This window comes from Pseudomonas sp. GL-RE-29, assembly GCF_019947275.1.
Lineage (GTDB): Bacteria > Pseudomonadota > Gammaproteobacteria > Pseudomonadales > Pseudomonadaceae > Aquipseudomonas > Aquipseudomonas fluorescens_A.
On sequence record NZ_JAGYGD010000020.1, the window covers coordinates 41,818 to 58,375 of the forward strand.

Consider the following 16,558-nt stretch of genomic DNA (forward strand, 5'->3'; position numbering starts at 1 on the left):
TACACAGCGTAACTTGGTTTGTCCGCCTTCTGTATCAAATCCCCTTTTTCACTGCCTGCGCAAGGGGTTTGTTGCAGAGGAAAATCCCCACCAGGATCAGCCCTCCTTCCAGGCATATCGGCAGCGTCAGCGCTGCCGCTTGCTTTCATCTACCTCGCCGAGCGCTTATGCTCCGGATGAACGGCACAAGTGCCAAGCGCCAACTATCATGGCCCGTACTTGAACTCTTTTTGGGAGGCGTCGTGACCTGCCAGCATTTGAGAGCCCGACTTCATTTACACAGGTTTCGCAAATGCCACTGAAATCCACACGCCGAAAACACAGCACAAAGGTGGCTATCACGCTGTTGAGCGGCTTGCTCCCGGTGATGCTCGGATTTGCCATCCTTTATATGCAGGCCGAACGCGTACTCGACCACAGCACTCGACACACCGCTGAAGAAGCCATACGCCAGTTCGACCTGATGCTCGACAATACGGCCCAGGCTGCGCGTGAATTACTGCCGTTGGCGGGGCAAAGTTGCCTCGACGTCAACCTGGCCTTGCGCGAACAAGTCACCCGTCGCCCCTTTGTGCGCTCGACCAATCTGGTCTGGGACAACACCATCTACTGCAGTTCCTTGTTCGGCGACATCGACGAAAAGATCACCCCCGGTGACTACACCCAAGGCCAGTTGCTGCTGATGAAGGGCAACCCGGTCACGCCCGATACCGCGCTGCTGGTCTATCGGCTCAGCGAAGGCAAACAAGGCGCGATGAGCGCGCTGGATGGTTACCACCTGAGCAATGTTTTGCGCTTGATAGGTCGCCAGACATTGCTGGTATTGGAAGTCGGCCCCCATTGGTTGAGCGCCGACGGCAAGTTCCACGAAGACGCCCTGCCTACGTTTGCGGTCGCACAAAACAACCTCGCCTCTTCACGCTATGCCTTCAGCGTGGCGGCCGGTTTTCCCGACGGGGAAATCTGGCGTTACATGAGCCGTGAGTATCCGCCACTGTTCAGTTTGTTGATCTTTTTCGGCGTGCTTGCCGGATCGATCGGATACTTTTTACAGAAACGCACCTCGTCCCCCAGCCATGAAATGCAGCGGGCGCTGGAAGCAGCGGAATTCATTCCGTATTTTCAACCGGTTGTGCACGGCGACAGCAAAAAGTGGTCGGGCATGGAAGTGTTGATGCGCTGGAAGCATCCGCAAGAAGGCCTGGTTCGCGCCGATCTGTTCATTCCATTTGCCGAACACTCCGGTCTGATCGTGCCAATGACTCGCTCGATCATGCAGCAAACCGCCCGCTTGTTTGCACCGCTGTCCGCGTCTTTCGAAGAACCCTTTCATATCGGGATCAACATCACTGCCAGTCATTGCCAGAACCTGGAACTGCTGAAGGATTGCCGGGCGTTTCTCGATGCGTTTGCCCCCGGTTCTATCCATCTGGTGCTGGAATTGACCGAGCGCGAACTGATTGAGCCCACGGCCCTCACCCATCAACTCTTCGAGCAACTTCATGAAATGGGCGTGAAGATCGCCATCGACGACTTCGGCACCGGTCATTCCAGCCTTGGCTACTTGCGTCAGTTCAATGTCGACTTCCTGAAAATCGACCAGACCTTCGTCGCCATGATCGGCATCGATACCCTGTCCAGCCATATTCTGGACAGCATCATCGAACTCGCGGCCAAGCTTGACCTGGCAATGGTTGCCGAAGGTGTGGAAACCCAAGAGCAAAGTGATTACCTGTCCGCTCATAACGTTAATTTCTTGCAAGGTTATCTTTACGGCAAACCGATGCCTGGCGCGGAATTCATTAGTGCATTAAGCGACCATTAACTAGCGATTTTATGTGACGAGACAACGATATACGCACCAAATTGAATCAAAAGACTACACTTGTTACATGAAGAAAAAGTCATGATTTACTCTTGGCCAATTAACTACTACAATTTTTCATGCCTGCGATAATTTGTCAGGTGAGCCATTATCACCGAGTCGCTACAAGGCTCTTGGCTTATAGCTTTGTTTGCGGTTGGTTTCAGCCAAACACACTATTGGAGTAAAGATATTGTCCAGACTCGCTGAATTTCGTGCAGCTGAAAAGGCCCTTCAAGAACAGCTCAAGCAGCTTGAATCCCTGAAGAACGATGCCGGGCTCAAGAAAGAAATCGAATTCGAAGAAAAGCTCCAGGGGCTGATGAAAACCTACGGCAAAAGCCTGCGCGACATCATCGCCATTCTCGATCCGAACCCGGCAAAATCCGGTCTGCAACAGGCCGCTGCGCCTAAAACCCGTCGCGCTCGCGTGGTCAAGGTTTATCAGAACCCGCACACCGGTGAACTGATCGAAACCAAGGGCGGCAACCATCGCGGCCTGAAAGCCTGGAAGGAACAATACGGTGCCGCCACCGTTGACTCCTGGCTGCGCGGCTAACCACTCGCGCTGAAAAAACAAAGCCCTGCCAATGCAGGGCTTTTTCATGAACACCATCTAAATGCAACGATGTGGGTCGATCAACTCGCTACTTGCCGACCAACTTTGTGCTTAACCCTTTCGGGTATCTAAATATTTCAGCATGAGCTGAAAACCACTGCCATTGAAGTCTTCAACTAAAGTTTCAAGCCGTTACGAGCCGCCTCTATTTCGTCCTGGCTGGCCTTATAAGCCTGCGCCTGCCCCGCGTAGGAAAGAACGTAGGCTTTATCGCCATCCACTGCGGCGACCAATGTTTGAGAGAGCACGTGACGACCGTTTTGCGTGATGGTGCAGGTTGTTTCCAGCGCCGATAAGCGGCTTAAGGTAGCCGAATGAATCTTGTTGCAGGCACTTTGATATCCGCCCTGAAAGAAGTCTTTCTGCACCGACTTGCGCATCTCCAGTAACACGCCTTCGAGGTTTACCTGATGACCACTTTCGACCTGGGTCATGGTCAACTCCATGACCATCACAGGCGTACCACCCTGGTCGTTTTTCACTGCGCGCTGACGGCTGACCGTAGAAGCGGCATCACCTTGCGGAACCTCTTCGACCTGCCAGCCAACTGGCCACGTAATGACCGGTACATCGGCGTGAGCGCTGACAGCGACTGAGAGCACACCCACCAGGACGAACAGCGTTTTACAGAATCGAATCATTGCAATGAGCACCCACCAATTGTGCCCTGAAGTCTGAGCCTCGACCGACCGTCAGGCAATAGCCGACGGTTTTGGTTTGGTGATGTCAGAGCCCTTGCGTATCATTGTCGCCATTCGTTAGCCCCACTTATTTTCCGGAGGGCCCATGAGCCTGCAAGAATTGAACACCTTCCCCGGCGTCACCGCACAACCGGACACCGCGACCCAGAAGTTTGTCTTCAACCACACCATGCTGCGGGTCAAGGACATTACCAAGTCCCTGGACTTCTACACGCGCATCCTGGGTTTCTCGCTGGTGGAAAAACGCGACTTCCCGGAAGCGGAATTCAGCCTGTACTTTTTGGCGCTGGTCGACAAAAACCAGATCCCGGCGGATGCCGCCGCTCGCACCGAGTGGATGAAATCGATCCCCGGCATTCTCGAACTGACCCATAACCATGGCACCGAGAACGACGCGGATTTCGCCTACCACAACGGCAACACCGACCCGCGCGGTTTCGGCCACATCTGTATTTCGGTGCCCGACATCGTTGCTGCGTGTGAGCGTTTTGAAGCACTGGGCTGCGACTTCCAGAAGCGCTTGACCGATGGCCGCATGAAGAGCCTGGCGTTCATCAAGGACCCGGATGCCTATTGGGTCGAAATCATCCAGCCAGCGCCGCTGTAAGACGTCCCGTAGGAGCCGGCTTGCTGGCGATGGCGATTTCAAAGACGCCATCGCCAGCAAGCCGGCTCCCACGAAATGCTGATCGCGTAATATCTGGCCCATGACCTCCACCACTTCCCCCACCTACATCGGGCGCTTCGCCCCCACGCCGAGCGGCCATCTGCATTTCGGTTCGCTGGTTGCTGCGCTGGCCTCGTATCTCGACGCGCGCTCGGTGGGGGGCCGCTGGTTAGTGCGCATGGAAGACCTTGACCCGCCGCGAGAAGAACCCGGCGCTCAGGCGGCGATTCTCAAGGCTCTGGAAGGCTACGGCTTTGAGTGGGATGGCGAAATGGTCCGCCAAAGCGATCGCCACGATGCCTATGCCGAAGTGCTCAATCGCCTGTTCAATCACGGCCTGGCCTACGCCTGCACCTGCTCGCGCAAACAGCTGGAGCCGTATCACGGCATTTATCCGGGACTGTGCCGCAATGCCGGGCATGGCACCGAAGACGCCGCCATTCGCATACGCGTCCCCGAACTGGACTACCACTTCATAGATCGGGTGCAAGGCGAGTTCCATCAGCACTTGGGCCGGGATGTCGGTGACTTCGTGATTCGCCGCCGTGACGGGCTCTACGCCTATCAACTGGCGGTGGTGCTGGACGATGCCTGGCAAGGCGTCACCGACATCGTCCGTGGTGCCGACCTACTGGACTCCACGCCGCGCCAGCTCTACTTGCAGGAACTGCTCGGCCTGCGCCAGCCGCGTTACCTGCACATCCCGCTGATCACTCAGCCCGATGGCAACAAACTCGGCAAGTCCTACCGCTCACCACCGTTGATCGAAGATCAAGCCACGCCGTTGCTGCTGCGGGCACTGCGCGCATTAGGGCAGAAGCCTGGCGTCGAACTGGCTTACGCCACGCCGCGCGAGGTGTTGAACTGGGGCATCGCTCACTGGGACGCCTTGCTGATCCCGCGCACACTGACCCTGCCCGAGGCCCAGCTACAGTGATCGTACTTGCAGTGACGCGCCCATCCGTTACCATCGCCCCACGTTTTCGGGCACGCGCATAAAAAAGAGAGGCCGGGATGTACATCTATCGCTTGGTCCTGCTTTTGGTAGTGGGGATTTATCTGTTTTCCCCAGCCATCATGGATTGGTGGATCGACGCCACTGGCGCCTGGTATCGCCCTTATCTGCTCTGGCTGATTCTGATCGTCGTGACCTTCATCCTGCAGAGCCAAAAAGATGCCGATGAGCTTTAGCCTGACCCAGATGATCCTGATCAGCGCCGCGTACCTGGCGGTGCTGTTCGGCGTGGCCTGGATCAGTGAAAGGGGCATGATCCCCCGGGCGATCATTCGCCACCCGCTCACCTACACCCTGTCGCTGGGGGTCTATGCCAGTGCGTGGGCGTTTTATGGCACGGTCGGCCTGGCGTATCAGTACGGCTACGGCTTTCTGTCCAGCTATCTGGGCGTTTCCGGGGCGTTTCTGCTAGCGCCGGTTCTGCTCTACCCGATCCTGAAGATAACTCGCACCTATCAGCTGTCGTCCCTGGCCGATTTATTCGCCTTCCGCTTCCGCAGCACCTGGGCCGGTGCACTGACGACAATTTTCATGCTGGTCGGCGTGCTGCCGTTGCTGGCGTTGCAGATTCAAGCGGTGGCCGACTCCATCGGTATTTTGACCCGCGAGCCGGTGCAACATCGCGTCGCCCTGAGCTTCTGCGCGCTGATTACGCTGTTCACGATTTTCTTCGGTTCCCGCCACATCGCCACCCGCGAGAAACACGAAGGCTTGGTATTCGCGATTGCCTTCGAGTCGGTGATCAAGCTGATCGCCCTCGGCGGTGTCGGCCTGTATGCGTTGTACGGCGTGTTCGACGGCCCGCAACAGCTGGAGTTGTGGCTGCTGCAAAACCAGACCGCCCTCGCCGCGTTGCATACGCCATTGCAGGAAGGCCCGTGGCGCACGCTGCTGCTGGTGTTCTTCGCCTCGGCGATCGTGATGCCGCACATGTACCACATGACCTTCACCGAAAACCTCAACCCGCGCTCGCTGGTCAGCGCCAGCTGGGGTTTGCCGCTGTTCCTGCTGTTGATGAGCCTAGCGGTGCCGCTGATTCTCTGGGCCGGCCTGAAACTCGGCGCCACCACCAACCCGGAATACTTCACGCTGGGCATCGGCATCGCCGCCAACAGCAAGGCCTTGGCATTGCTGGCGTACGTCGGCGGGCTGTCGGCTGCCAGTGGCCTGATCATTGTTACCACCCTGGCACTGTCGGGGATGGCGCTTAACCATCTGGTGTTACCGCTGTACCAGCCTCCCGCCGAAGGCAACATCTACCGCTGGCTGAAGTGGACGCGCCGAGCGCTGATCGTTGCGATCATCATGGCCGGCTACGGCTTCTACCTGCTGTTGGGGGCCGAGCAAGACTTGGCCAACCTCGGCATCGTCGCCTTCGTTGCCACCTTGCAGTTCTTGCCCGGCGTGCTGTCGGTGCTGTACTGGCCGACCGCCAACCGTCGCGGCTTCATCGCCGGGTTGCTGGCGGGGATTCTGGTGTGGCTGGTGACCATGCTCCTGCCGCTGGTCGGCAATCTGCAAGGCTTCTACATTCCACTGCTGAACATGATCTACGTGCTCGACGACACCAGTTGGCACATGGCAGCGATCGCTTCGCTGGCCGCCAACGTGCTGATGTTCACCCTGATCTCGCTGTTCACCAACGCCAGCACCGAGGAAGCCAGCGCCGCCGAAGCCTGCGCTGTGGACAACGTGCGTCGCCCGCAGCGCCGCGAATTGCACGCCGCCTCGCCCCAGGAATTTGCCACGCAACTGGCCAAACCGTTGGGCGCCAAGGCTGCGCAAAAGGAAGTCGAGCAGGCGCTGCGCGACCTCTACCTGCCGTTCGACGAACGCCGACCTTATGCCTTGCGTCGCTTGCGTGACCGGATCGAAGCCAACCTTTCCGGCCTGATGGGCCCGAGTGTGGCTCAGGACATGGTCGAGACGTTCCTGCCTTATAAGGCGGGCGGCGAAAACTATGTCACCGAGGACATCCACTTCATTGAAAGTCGCCTCGAGGATTACCACTCGCGCCTGACCGGCCTGGCCGCCGAACTCGATGCCCTGCGCCGCTATCACCGCCAGACCCTGCAAGAATTGCCGATGGGCGTCTGTTCGCTGGCCAAGGACCAGGAAATCCTCATGTGGAACAAAGCCATGGAGGAACTCACCGGCATCGCCGCGCAGCGCGTGGTCGGCTCGCGCCTAAGTACCATTGCCAACCCATGGAAGGAGTTGTTACAAGGCTTTATCAACGTCCCGGACGAACACTTGCACAAACAGCACCTGGCCCTCGACGGGCAGACCCGCTGGCTGAACCTGCACAAAGCAGCGATCGATGAACCGCTCGCGCCGGGCAACAGCGGCCTGGTGTTGCTGGTGGAAGACCTGACCGAAACCCAGATGCTCGAAGACAAATTGGTGCACTCCGAACGTTTGGCCAGCATCGGCCGACTGGCGGCCGGCGTGGCCCATGAAATCGGCAACCCGATCACCGGCATCGCCTGCCTGGCGCAGAATCTGCGCGAAGAGCGTGAAGAAGACGGCGAACTTAAAGAAATCAGCGGGCAGATCCTTGAGCAGACCAAACGTGTGTCGCGCATCGTCCAGTCGCTGATGAGTTTCGCCCATGCCGGCAGCCACCAGCACAGCGACGAGCCCGTTTGTCTGGCCGAGGTCGCTCAAGATGCCATCGGCCTGCTGGCCCTGAACCGACGCAATTTCGAAGTGCAGTTCTACAACCTGTGCGACCCCGATCACTGGGTCGAAGGCGATCCGCAGCGGCTCGCCCAGGTGTTGATCAACCTGCTCTCAAACGCCCGTGACGCCTCGCCTCCCGGCAGTGCGGTGCGGGTCAAGAGCGAAGCCGGCGAGCACACGGTCGATCTGATCGTGGAGGACGAAGGCAGCGGTATTCCGAAGAACATCATGGACCGATTGTTCGAACCCTTCTTCACCACCAAGGATCCTGGCGAAGGCACCGGTCTGGGCCTTGCACTGGTCTATTCCATCGTTGAAGAGCATTATGGACAAATCACCATCGACAGCCCGGCTGATGTTCAGAGCCAACGCGGCACCCGTATCCGGGTGACATTGCCGCGTCATGTCGAAGCGACGTCCGCTGTGAACTGAGACCGTCGAGAGTATCGAATCAATGCCCCACATTTTGATCGTCGAAGACGAAACCATTATCCGCTCCGCCTTGCGCCGCCTGCTGGAACGTAACCAGTATCAGGTCAGCGAAGCCAGTTCAGTGCAGGAAGCACAAGAACGCTTCACCATTCCCACGTTCGACCTGATCGTCAGCGACCTGCGCTTGCCTGGCGCGCCTGGCACCGAGTTGATCAAACTCGGCCAGGGCACTCCTGTGCTGATCATGACCAGCTACGCCAGCCTGCGCTCAGCCGTCGACTCGATGAAAATGGGCGCGGTCGATTACATCGCCAAGCCTTTCGATCACGACGAAATGCTCCAGGCTGTCGCGCGAATCCTGCGTGATCGGCAAACCGTGCAAGCCAGTGAACCGGTTGCCGGCAAAGTCGCCAATGGCGCGGCAAAACCGGGTGTCGACAACAGCAACGGCGAGATCGGCATCATCGGCTCATGCCCACCCATGCAGGATCTGTACAGCAAGATTCGCAAAGTGGCACCGACTGACTCCAACGTTTTGATTCAGGGTGAGTCCGGCACCGGTAAAGAGCTGGTAGCGCGTGCGCTGCACAACCTCTCAAAACGCGCCAAGGCACCGATGATTTCGGTGAACTGCGCGGCCATTCCGGAAAGCCTGATCGAGTCCGAACTGTTCGGCCACGAAAAGGGCGCGTTTACTGGCGCCAGCGCCGGGCGTGCCGGTTTGGTGGAAGCGGCGGACGGTGGCACCCTGTTCCTCGACGAAATCGGTGAACTGCCACTGGAAGCCCAGGCTCGCCTGCTGCGCGTATTGCAGGAAGGTGAAATTCGTCGCGTGGGCTCGGTCCAGTCGCAGAAAGTCGATGTGCGCCTGATCGCCGCGACGCACCGTGACCTCAAGAGCCTGGCGAAGATCGGCCAATTCCGTGAAGACTTGTATTACCGCCTCCACGTAATCGCCCTGAAACTCCCGGCCCTGCGTGAGCGCGGTGCGGACGTCAACGAAATCGCCAATGCGTTCCTGGCGCGACAGAGCGCGCGGATCAACCGCACCGACCTGAAGTTTGCCCCGGATGCCGAGCAAGCGATTCGTCATTACTCGTGGCCGGGTAACGTTCGTGAGCTGGAAAACGCCGTCGAGCGCGCCGTGATTCTGTGCGAGAGCCCGGAGATTTCCGCCGAGCTACTGGGTATCGACATCGAACTGAGCGACCTGGAAGACGACGAGTTCATCGGCCTGGCGCCGCAACAGGGCAACACTGCCGCCAACAGCAGCCATGAACCGACCGAAGACCTGTCGCTGGAAGACTATTTCCAACACTTCGTGCTCGAACACCAGGACCACATGACCGAAACCGAGCTGGCGCGCAAACTCGGGGTCAGCCGTAAATGCCTGTGGGAACGCCGTCAGCGTCTGGGCATTCCGCGACGCAAGACCGGGGTGGCCAGCGAGAGCTGAACCGCGCCTGTCTGATGTGGGGGTAACACGTGACTTTGTGAAAAAACTGTTACCTCAGCTTTTTCACGTAACAGAAGCCGGGGCTTACGGTAACGAAGCCCCGGCTTTTTTTGGCCTGCTAAAACCCCACCAGCATGCCTAACCCCTTGTTTTACTGGGGTTCGCAAAAGTTGGCACGCACCCTGCTATATGTTTGGTACAAGAACAATAACAAGCAATGCACAAGACAATAAAAATAAGACGAATCGACTCACGCACAATAAAAACAAGACGGCGAGAGGCGCAGCTAACTGATTCTTTTGGAGAGGCGTTGTATTTGGGGCTTGCCCCACGACCAGGCTGAGAACAACAAAAAACTGTCACTCAGACAGAGCCTGTACTGGTTGGATCGAAAGATCACTGCAATTCAGCGACCAAAGCAATCCGTTTGCTCTTGGCTCCCGATTGGGAGGGTCATGAAGGAAGCTTCATGGCGAGGGCACTTAACAAAAACAAAAAGCCCGAAACCAATAACAAAAATAGAGCATGCAACTACTTCTTGGGGAGCTTCGGCTCCCCTTGTAGTTTCCGCGATTTGGAAATCCCCGCGAATCAGCCCGTTTCTGCCTTGAAGCATGCGGCTTACAGCTCATATCTGCTGCGTCCTACACCATCCCCCGACTAAATGCTAGAATCCCCGCCCATCATGCGGTCATTCTTCGTTTTTGGCCGAACATTCCTTCAAACAGTGCATCCCATGCTGAAGAAGTTGTTCCAGTCATTCCGCACTCCCGTGCGTCGTACGCAACACATCCGCAGCACGCCTGAAGTGCTTAATAGCGGCCAACATTCGCTGCAAAAGGCGCAATTCAGCCGTTACGCGGTGAACATCGTCGAACGCCTGCAGGGCGCCGGTTACCAGGCCTATCTGGTCGGCGGTTGCGTGCGCGACATGCTGCTCGGCATCACGCCGAAAGATTTCGACGTCGCCACCAGTGCCACGCCTGAACAGGTACGGGCCGAATTCCGCAACGCGCGGATCATCGGTCGCCGGTTCAAACTGGTGCACATCCACTTCGGCCGCGAAATCATCGAAGTCGCGACCTTCCGCGCCAACCACCCGCAAAACGAAGAAGAGGAAGACAGCAACCAGTCTTCTCGCAACGAGAGCGGGCGCATCCTGCGCGATAACGTCTACGGCACCCTGGAAGAAGACGCGCAGCGCCGCGATTTCACCATCAACGCCCTGTATTACGATCCGGTCAGCGAGCGCATCCTCGATTACGCCAACGGCGTACACGACATCCGCAATCATCTGATCCGTCTGATCGGCGATCCAAAGCAGCGCTACCAGGAAGACCCGGTACGGATGCTGCGCGCCGTGCGTTTCGCCGCCAAGCTGAATTTCGGCATCGAAAAACACAGCGCTGCGCCAATCCGCGACCTGGCACCAATGCTGCGCGAGATTCCGTCGGCCCGCCTGTTCGAAGAAGTACTCAAGCTGTTCCTCTCCGGCCATGCCGCGGACACCTTCGAGATGCTGGTCGACCTGCAGTTGTTCGACCCACTGTTCCCGGCCAGTGCCGAGGCGCTGGAATACAACCCGACTTACACCCACACCCTGATCAGCGAAGCACTGATCAACACCGACCTGCGCATCAAGCAGAACAAGCCGGTGACCCCGGCGTTCCTGTTTGCGGCCCTGCTCTGGCCAGCCCTGCCCGCCCGCGTCCTGCGCCTGCAAGAACGCGGCATGCCGCCGATTCCGGCAATGCAGGAAGCAGCGCACGAGTTGATTGCCGAGCAATGCCAGCGCATCGCGATCCCGAAACGCTTCACCATGCCGATCCGCGAGATCTGGGACATGCAGGAACGCCTGCCCCGCCGCAGCGGCAAACGCGCCGATCTGCTGCTGGACAATCCACGCTTCCGCGCCGGTTACGACTTCCTGCTGCTGCGCGAAAGCGCCGGCGAGCAGACCGATGGCCTGGGCGAATGGTGGACGGATTATCAGGACGCCAACGAAAGCGAGCGTCGCGACATGATCCGCGACCTCAGCGGCAAGGACGAAGGCACCGGCGCACCGCGCAAACGTCGCCGTAGCAGCGGTTCCAAGCGCAAACGCGTTGCCGGCGCGCCGAGCGCTTCGGGCGAGTAGTCATGGAGCGCATCTACATCGGCATGGGCAGCAATCTGGCTGAACCCGCCGAACAACTGCGCAGCGCTGTCGAAGCGCTGTCGCGGTTGCCGCAATCGAAACTGGTCGAGGTTTCGGCGTTTTATCAAAGCGACTCGCTGCTCCCCGGCCAACCGCGTTACACCAACGCGGTCGCGGCCCTCGACAGTGCGTTGGCGCCGCTGGATTTGCTGGACGCCTTGCAAGCCATCGAGAACGAACAGGGTCGCGAGCGTCTTGAACGTTGGGGACCGCGCACGCTGGACCTCGACATTGTGTTGTTCGGTGACCGTCTGATCGACGAGCCTCGCCTCAAGGTGCCGCACTATCACCTGCAGGAACGGGCCTTCGTCCTGTATCCCCTGGCTGAATTGGCGCCTGCTGATTTGCGTCTGGCGGACGGTCGCCATCTCAGCGAGTTGCTCGCTGACTGCCCGTTCGTCGGGTTGGAACGCCTAACTACAAATTGACACAAATCCCTGTAGGAGTGAGCCTGCTCGCGATTAGCGATCCGGCATTCAGCAGAAATGTTGACTGCCATTACGCCATCGCGAGCAGGCTCGCTCCTACATTGGTTTGTAGAGGACGAAAATCCGCGACAAACCCCACCCAGCCTGCTGAATCGCATCAGTCCCCACCGGTAACACCCCCGACGTAACAATGCGGTAACACATGCAATTGACTTCCCGAGTTCTCCTCACGACTATAGGCGTCCCGCTGCCGCCAACACGGCGTTGAAGGGCGCAATCCAGGCCTTACAAGCACGACAACAGACCGTGCGCCTGTATTTAACGAAGAATCACGCGCGTTACTCGCAGTAGTTTCCACAGCGCCTGAATGAGGAACATTTTCATGCCAGCCATCACCCTGACCACCCTGCAAGGTCTCAAGCAAAAAGGTGAAAAAATCACCATGCTGACCTGCTATGACGCGACCTTCGCCCACGCCTGCAATCAGGCTGGCGTTGAAGTGCTGCTGGTGGGCGACTCCCTCGGCATGGTTTTGCAGGGCCACGACAGCACCCTGCCCGTCACCACTGCCGACATGGCTTACCACGTGGCAGCCGTCAAACGCGGTAACACCGATGCGTTGATCCTCGCCGACCTGCCCTTCATGGCTTATGCCACCACCGAGCAAGCCATGATCAACAGCGCCCTGTTGATGCAGGCCGGCGCGCACATGGTCAAAGTTGAAGGCGCATTGTGGCTGGCGGACTCGATCCGCCTGCTCGCCGAACGTGGCATTCCCGTCTGCGCGCACCTGGGTCTGACGCCGCAATCGGTGAACATCCTCGGCGGCTACAAGGTTCAGGGCCGTAATGAAAACCAGGCGCGGCAGATGCGTGCCGACGCGATTTCCCTGGAACAGGCCGGCGCGGCGATGCTGCTGCTCGAATGCGTGCCGAGCGAACTGGCCGAAGAAATTACTCAGGCGGTGAAAATTCCGGTGATCGGCATCGGTGCCGGCAACCGCACCGATGGCCAGGTGCTGGTCCTGCACGACATGCTCGGCCTGTCGATTACCGGTCGCGTACCGAAATTCGTGAAGAACTTCATGACCGGCCAGGCAACCATTCATGCCGCCCTGAGCGCTTACGTCACTGAAGTCAAAGCGGCGACATTCCCTGGCATCGAACACGGATTCTCTGCATGAACACCGTAAAAACCGTACGCGAACTGCGCGCCGCCGTGGCCCGCGCCCGTGGCGAAGGCAAGCGCATCGGCTTCGTGCCGACCATGGGCAACCTGCACAGCGGCCATGTCGCGCTGATTACCAAAGCCACCCAACGGGTGGATTTCGTAGTCGCGAGTATTTTCGTCAACCCGCTGCAATTTGGTGCCGGTGAAGACCTCGACAAGTATCCACGCACCCTCGCGGCCGATCAGGAAAAACTGCTCGAAGCCGGTTGCGACTTGCTGTTCGCGCCGACCGTTGAAGAAATGTACCCCGACGGCATGGCGGGCCAGACCCGAGTCAGCGTTCCGCAATTGTCCGAAGGCCTGTGCGGCGCCAGCCGTCCGGGGCATTTCGAAGGCGTGGCAACGGTGGTCAGCAAGCTGTTCAACATGGTCCAGCCGGACCTGGCGATTTTTGGCCAGAAAGACTTCCAGCAACTGGCGGTGATTCGCGCATTGGTCCATGACCTGAACATGCCGATCCAGATCATTGGCGAGCCGACCGTTCGCGCGGCCGATGGCCTGGCGCTGTCGTCGCGCAATGGCTTCCTCAGCGAAGATCAGCGCACCGTTGCGCCGGTGGTGTATCGCACGCTGAGCGAGATCGCTGATTCGATCAAGCAGGGTCAACGGGATTTCCCGGCGCTGATCAACGCACAGGTAAAGCAGCTCGAAGCCGCTGGCCTGCGTCCGGATTACCTGGAAATCCGCCATGCGCTGACCTTGCGCCCGGCGACTCCCGAAGACCGCGATCTGGTGATTCTGGTGGCGGCCTTCCTGGGCTCGACGCGGTTGATCGACAACTTGCATCTGAACCTCGATACGCCAGCTTAAAGACAAGATCAAAAGATCGCAGCCTTCGACAGCTCCTACATGGATTTGCGCAAGGCTGCGATCTTTTGTGGCGTATTGCCGCCCCCAATACCATTGGGCACAATGCCCGCCGTTCGATTCCGACCTGGGAAACACTCATGCACGCCATCATGCTCAAAGCCAAGCTGCATCGCGCCGAAGTCACCCACGCTGTTCTCGATTACGAAGGCTCTTGCGCCATCGACGGCGAATGGCTGGACCTGTCCGGCATCCGTGAGTACGAACAGATCCAGATCTACAACGTCGACAACGGCGAACGCTTCACCACCTACGCCATTCGTGGCGAAGAGGGTTCGCGCATGATCTCGGTCAACGGTGCCGCCGCGCACAAGGCCAAGGTCGGCGATCGCGTAATCATCTGCGCTTACGCTCATTACAGCGAAGCCGAACTGCTCAACTTCAAGCCGCGCATGCTCTACATGGCGCCGGGCAATGAACTGAGCCACACCAGCAACGCCATTCCGGTTCAGGTCGCCTGATCGAACCCGCCATTCTCCTCCCCGGAAACCCCCTCTATTGTCCTCGCCTGCCGTACCGGTATAAAAAAGTACCGGTCGCAGGTCAGACAAAGCCAAGACAGATCACCCCGCGAGGTTTACTGTTACCGGTCTGCGCTATTTAATCGTGTGCACGCAGGCTGACCGGACTTCGCCCAATCAGTGGTCGAGACATTCCGGGACTTTCAGTGTCATAAAAGCCGTTCAAGTAAAAAGGAAACCCGCAGCGATGGCGTATTACCGCACCCCTCACGACGTTACCGCTCTGCCTGCCTGGCAAGCGTTGAAAGACCACCGCCAAGCCATGCAGGATTTCAGCATGCGCGAGGCCTTCAATGCCGACCCGCAGCGCTTTACTCAATTTACCCTCAGCAGTTGCGGCCTGTTTCTCGACTATTCGAAAAACCTGATTAACGCCGAGACCCGCGACTTGCTGGTGGGCCTGGCCAATGAAGTCGATCTCAAGGGCGCGATCAAGTCGCTGTTCGACGGCGAAATCGTCAACGCTTCCGAGGGTCGCCCGGCCCTGCACACCGCGCTGCGCCGTCCAGTCGGCGACAAGCTGTCGGTCAATGGCGTCAACGTGATGCCTGAAGTGCACAAAGTGCTGAACCAGATCACTGACCTTGTGGGCCGCATCCACGACGGTCTGTGGCGCGGTTACACCGAGAAGCCGATCACCGACGTGGTGAACATCGGCATCGGTGGCTCGTTCCTCGGCCCTGAACTGGTGTCCGAAGCGCTGCTGTCCTACGCCCAGAAAGGCGTGCGTTGCCATTACCTGGCGAACATCGACGGCAGCGAGTTTCACGAACTGGCCATGAAGCTGCGCGCCGAGACCACGCTGTTCATCGTCTCGTCGAAATCCTTCAACACCCTCGAAACCCTGAAAAACGCCCAGGCTGCCCGCGCGTGGTACCTGGCCCAGGGCGGTTCGGAAGCCGAGCTGCACCGTCACTTCATCGCGGTATCGAGCAACAATGCCGCTGCCATCGCCTTCGGCATCCGTGAAGAAAACATCTTCCCGATGTGGGACTGGGTCGGCGGCCGCTACTCGCTGTGGTCCGCCATCGGCCTGCCGATTGCCCTGGCCATCGGCATGTCGAACTTCAAGGAACTGCTGTCCGGTGCCTACACCATGGACCAGCACTTCCTGACCGCCCCGTTTGAACAGAACATGCCAGTGCTGCTGGCCTTGCTCGGCGTGTGGTACGGCAACTTCTGGGGCGCACAGAGCCACGCGATCCTGCCGTATGACCACTACCTGCGTAACATCACCAAGCACTTGCAACAGCTGGACATGGAATCCAACGGCAAGAGCGTGCGCCAGGACGGCACTCCCGTCAGCACCGACACCGGCCCGGTCATCTGGGGCGGCGTGGGTTGCAACGGTCAGCACGCCTACCACCAGTTGCTGCACCAGGGCACCCAACTGATCCCGGCCGATTTCATCGTGCCGATCGTCAGCTTCAACCCGGTGGCCGACCACCATCAGTGGCTGTACGCCAACTGCCTGTCGCAGAGCCAGGCGCTGATGCTCGGCAAAACCCTTGCCGAAGCGCAAGCCGAACTGCGCGACAAAGGCATGAGCGAAGAAGAAATCCAGAAACTCGCGCCGCACAAGGTGATCCCGGGCAACCGTCCGAGCAACACCCTGGTGGTGGAACGCATCAGCCCGCGTCGTCTCGGCGCTCTGGTGGCGATGTACGAACACAAAGTTTTCGTGCAAAGCGTGATCTGGGGCATCAATGCCTTCGACCAATGGGGCGTGGAGCTGGGCAAGGAACTGGGCAAAGGCGTCTACAACCGTCTGGTCGGCAGCGAAGAAGCGCCGGCTGACGACGCGTCCACCCAAGGGCTGATCAACTACTTCCGTGGTCGTCACCGCGGGTGATCTGACGCGACCCTGCGTGTGGTACTA

At 58.7% G+C, this 16,558-nt stretch carries 14 protein-coding genes; 13 read left to right on the forward strand and 1 reads right to left on the reverse strand.

Annotated elements, in window-relative coordinates; translation table 11 throughout:
- Positions 1–292 precede the first annotated feature (292 nt).
- Together KGB21_RS17485 and KGB21_RS17490 are read left to right on the forward strand one after the other, a co-directional pair.
- Positions 293–1,825, forward strand: coding sequence for an EAL domain-containing protein (locus tag KGB21_RS17485; protein WP_223505995.1), 1,533 nt, complete (start codon positions 293–295; stop codon positions 1,823–1,825).
- Positions 1,826–2,057: 232 nt separating this feature from the next.
- Positions 2,058–2,423: a histone-like nucleoid-structuring protein, MvaT/MvaU family gene (locus tag KGB21_RS17490; protein WP_008075430.1), complete on the forward strand. Its 366-nt coding sequence runs from the start codon at positions 2,058–2,060 to the stop codon at positions 2,421–2,423.
- A gap of 176 nt (positions 2,424–2,599) precedes the next feature.
- On the opposite strand, the gene KGB21_RS17495 is transcribed toward KGB21_RS17490, so the two are convergent.
- A complete protein-coding gene (locus tag KGB21_RS17495) occupies positions 2,600–3,124 on the reverse strand; it encodes a DUF4946 domain-containing protein (protein ID WP_223505997.1) in 525 nt (174 codons plus the stop codon).
- A 145-nt stretch (positions 3,125–3,269) separates the two neighbouring features.
- Here KGB21_RS17495 and gloA point away from each other — a divergent pair, with 145 nt between their 5' ends.
- From gloA to pgi, 11 genes are all read left to right on the forward strand, one after another.
- Complete coding sequence (gene gloA, locus KGB21_RS17500; RefSeq protein WP_034147119.1) at positions 3,270–3,791, forward strand: lactoylglutathione lyase; 522 nt, start codon at positions 3,270–3,272, stop codon at positions 3,789–3,791.
- 100 nt (positions 3,792–3,891) lie between these two features.
- Positions 3,892–4,788: a tRNA glutamyl-Q(34) synthetase GluQRS gene (gluQRS, locus tag KGB21_RS17505; protein ID WP_223505999.1), complete on the forward strand. Its 897-nt coding sequence runs from the start codon at positions 3,892–3,894 to the stop codon at positions 4,786–4,788.
- Between the two features lie 77 nt (positions 4,789–4,865).
- Complete coding sequence (locus tag KGB21_RS17510) at positions 4,866–5,042, forward strand: hypothetical protein (protein WP_003176118.1); 177 nt, start codon at positions 4,866–4,868, stop codon at positions 5,040–5,042.
- A complete protein-coding gene (locus KGB21_RS17515; RefSeq protein WP_223506001.1) occupies positions 5,026–7,980 on the forward strand; it encodes a sensor histidine kinase in 2,955 nt (984 codons plus the stop codon). The genes KGB21_RS17510 and KGB21_RS17515 overlap by 17 nt, the downstream gene beginning before the upstream one ends.
- Before the next feature lie 22 nt (positions 7,981–8,002).
- Entirely contained in the window at positions 8,003–9,436 is a 1,434-nt protein-coding gene (locus KGB21_RS17520) for a sigma-54-dependent transcriptional regulator (protein WP_223506003.1), read from the forward strand.
- Between the two features lie 736 nt (positions 9,437–10,172).
- On the forward strand, positions 10,173–11,573 hold the full coding sequence (locus tag KGB21_RS17525; protein WP_034148267.1) for a polynucleotide adenylyltransferase PcnB: 1,401 nt from the start codon (positions 10,173–10,175) through the stop codon (positions 11,571–11,573).
- A 2-nt stretch (positions 11,574–11,575) separates the two neighbouring features.
- Positions 11,576–12,061 carry a 2-amino-4-hydroxy-6-hydroxymethyldihydropteridine diphosphokinase gene (folK, locus tag KGB21_RS17530; RefSeq protein ID WP_034148266.1) on the forward strand — a complete coding sequence of 162 codons (486 nt, stop codon included), beginning with the start codon at positions 11,576–11,578 and terminating at the stop codon, positions 12,059–12,061.
- A gap of 382 nt (positions 12,062–12,443) precedes the next feature.
- The gene (panB, locus tag KGB21_RS17535; protein WP_034148265.1) at positions 12,444–13,244 is read left to right on the forward strand and encodes a 3-methyl-2-oxobutanoate hydroxymethyltransferase; all 801 of its coding nucleotides are present in this window, start codon (positions 12,444–12,446) and stop codon (positions 13,242–13,244) included.
- Positions 13,241–14,101, forward strand: a complete 861-nt coding sequence (gene panC / locus KGB21_RS17540) for a pantoate--beta-alanine ligase (RefSeq protein WP_223506005.1) — start codon at positions 13,241–13,243, stop codon at positions 14,099–14,101. The genes panB and panC overlap by 4 nt, the downstream gene beginning before the upstream one ends.
- A 137-nt stretch (positions 14,102–14,238) precedes the next feature.
- Complete coding sequence (gene panD, locus KGB21_RS17545; protein WP_003228271.1) at positions 14,239–14,619, forward strand: aspartate 1-decarboxylase; 381 nt, start codon at positions 14,239–14,241, stop codon at positions 14,617–14,619.
- 247 nt (positions 14,620–14,866) lie between these two features.
- Positions 14,867–16,531, forward strand: coding sequence for a glucose-6-phosphate isomerase (pgi, locus tag KGB21_RS17550; RefSeq protein WP_034148263.1), 1,665 nt, complete (start codon positions 14,867–14,869; stop codon positions 16,529–16,531).
- The last annotated feature ends 27 nt before the right edge of the window (positions 16,532–16,558 follow it).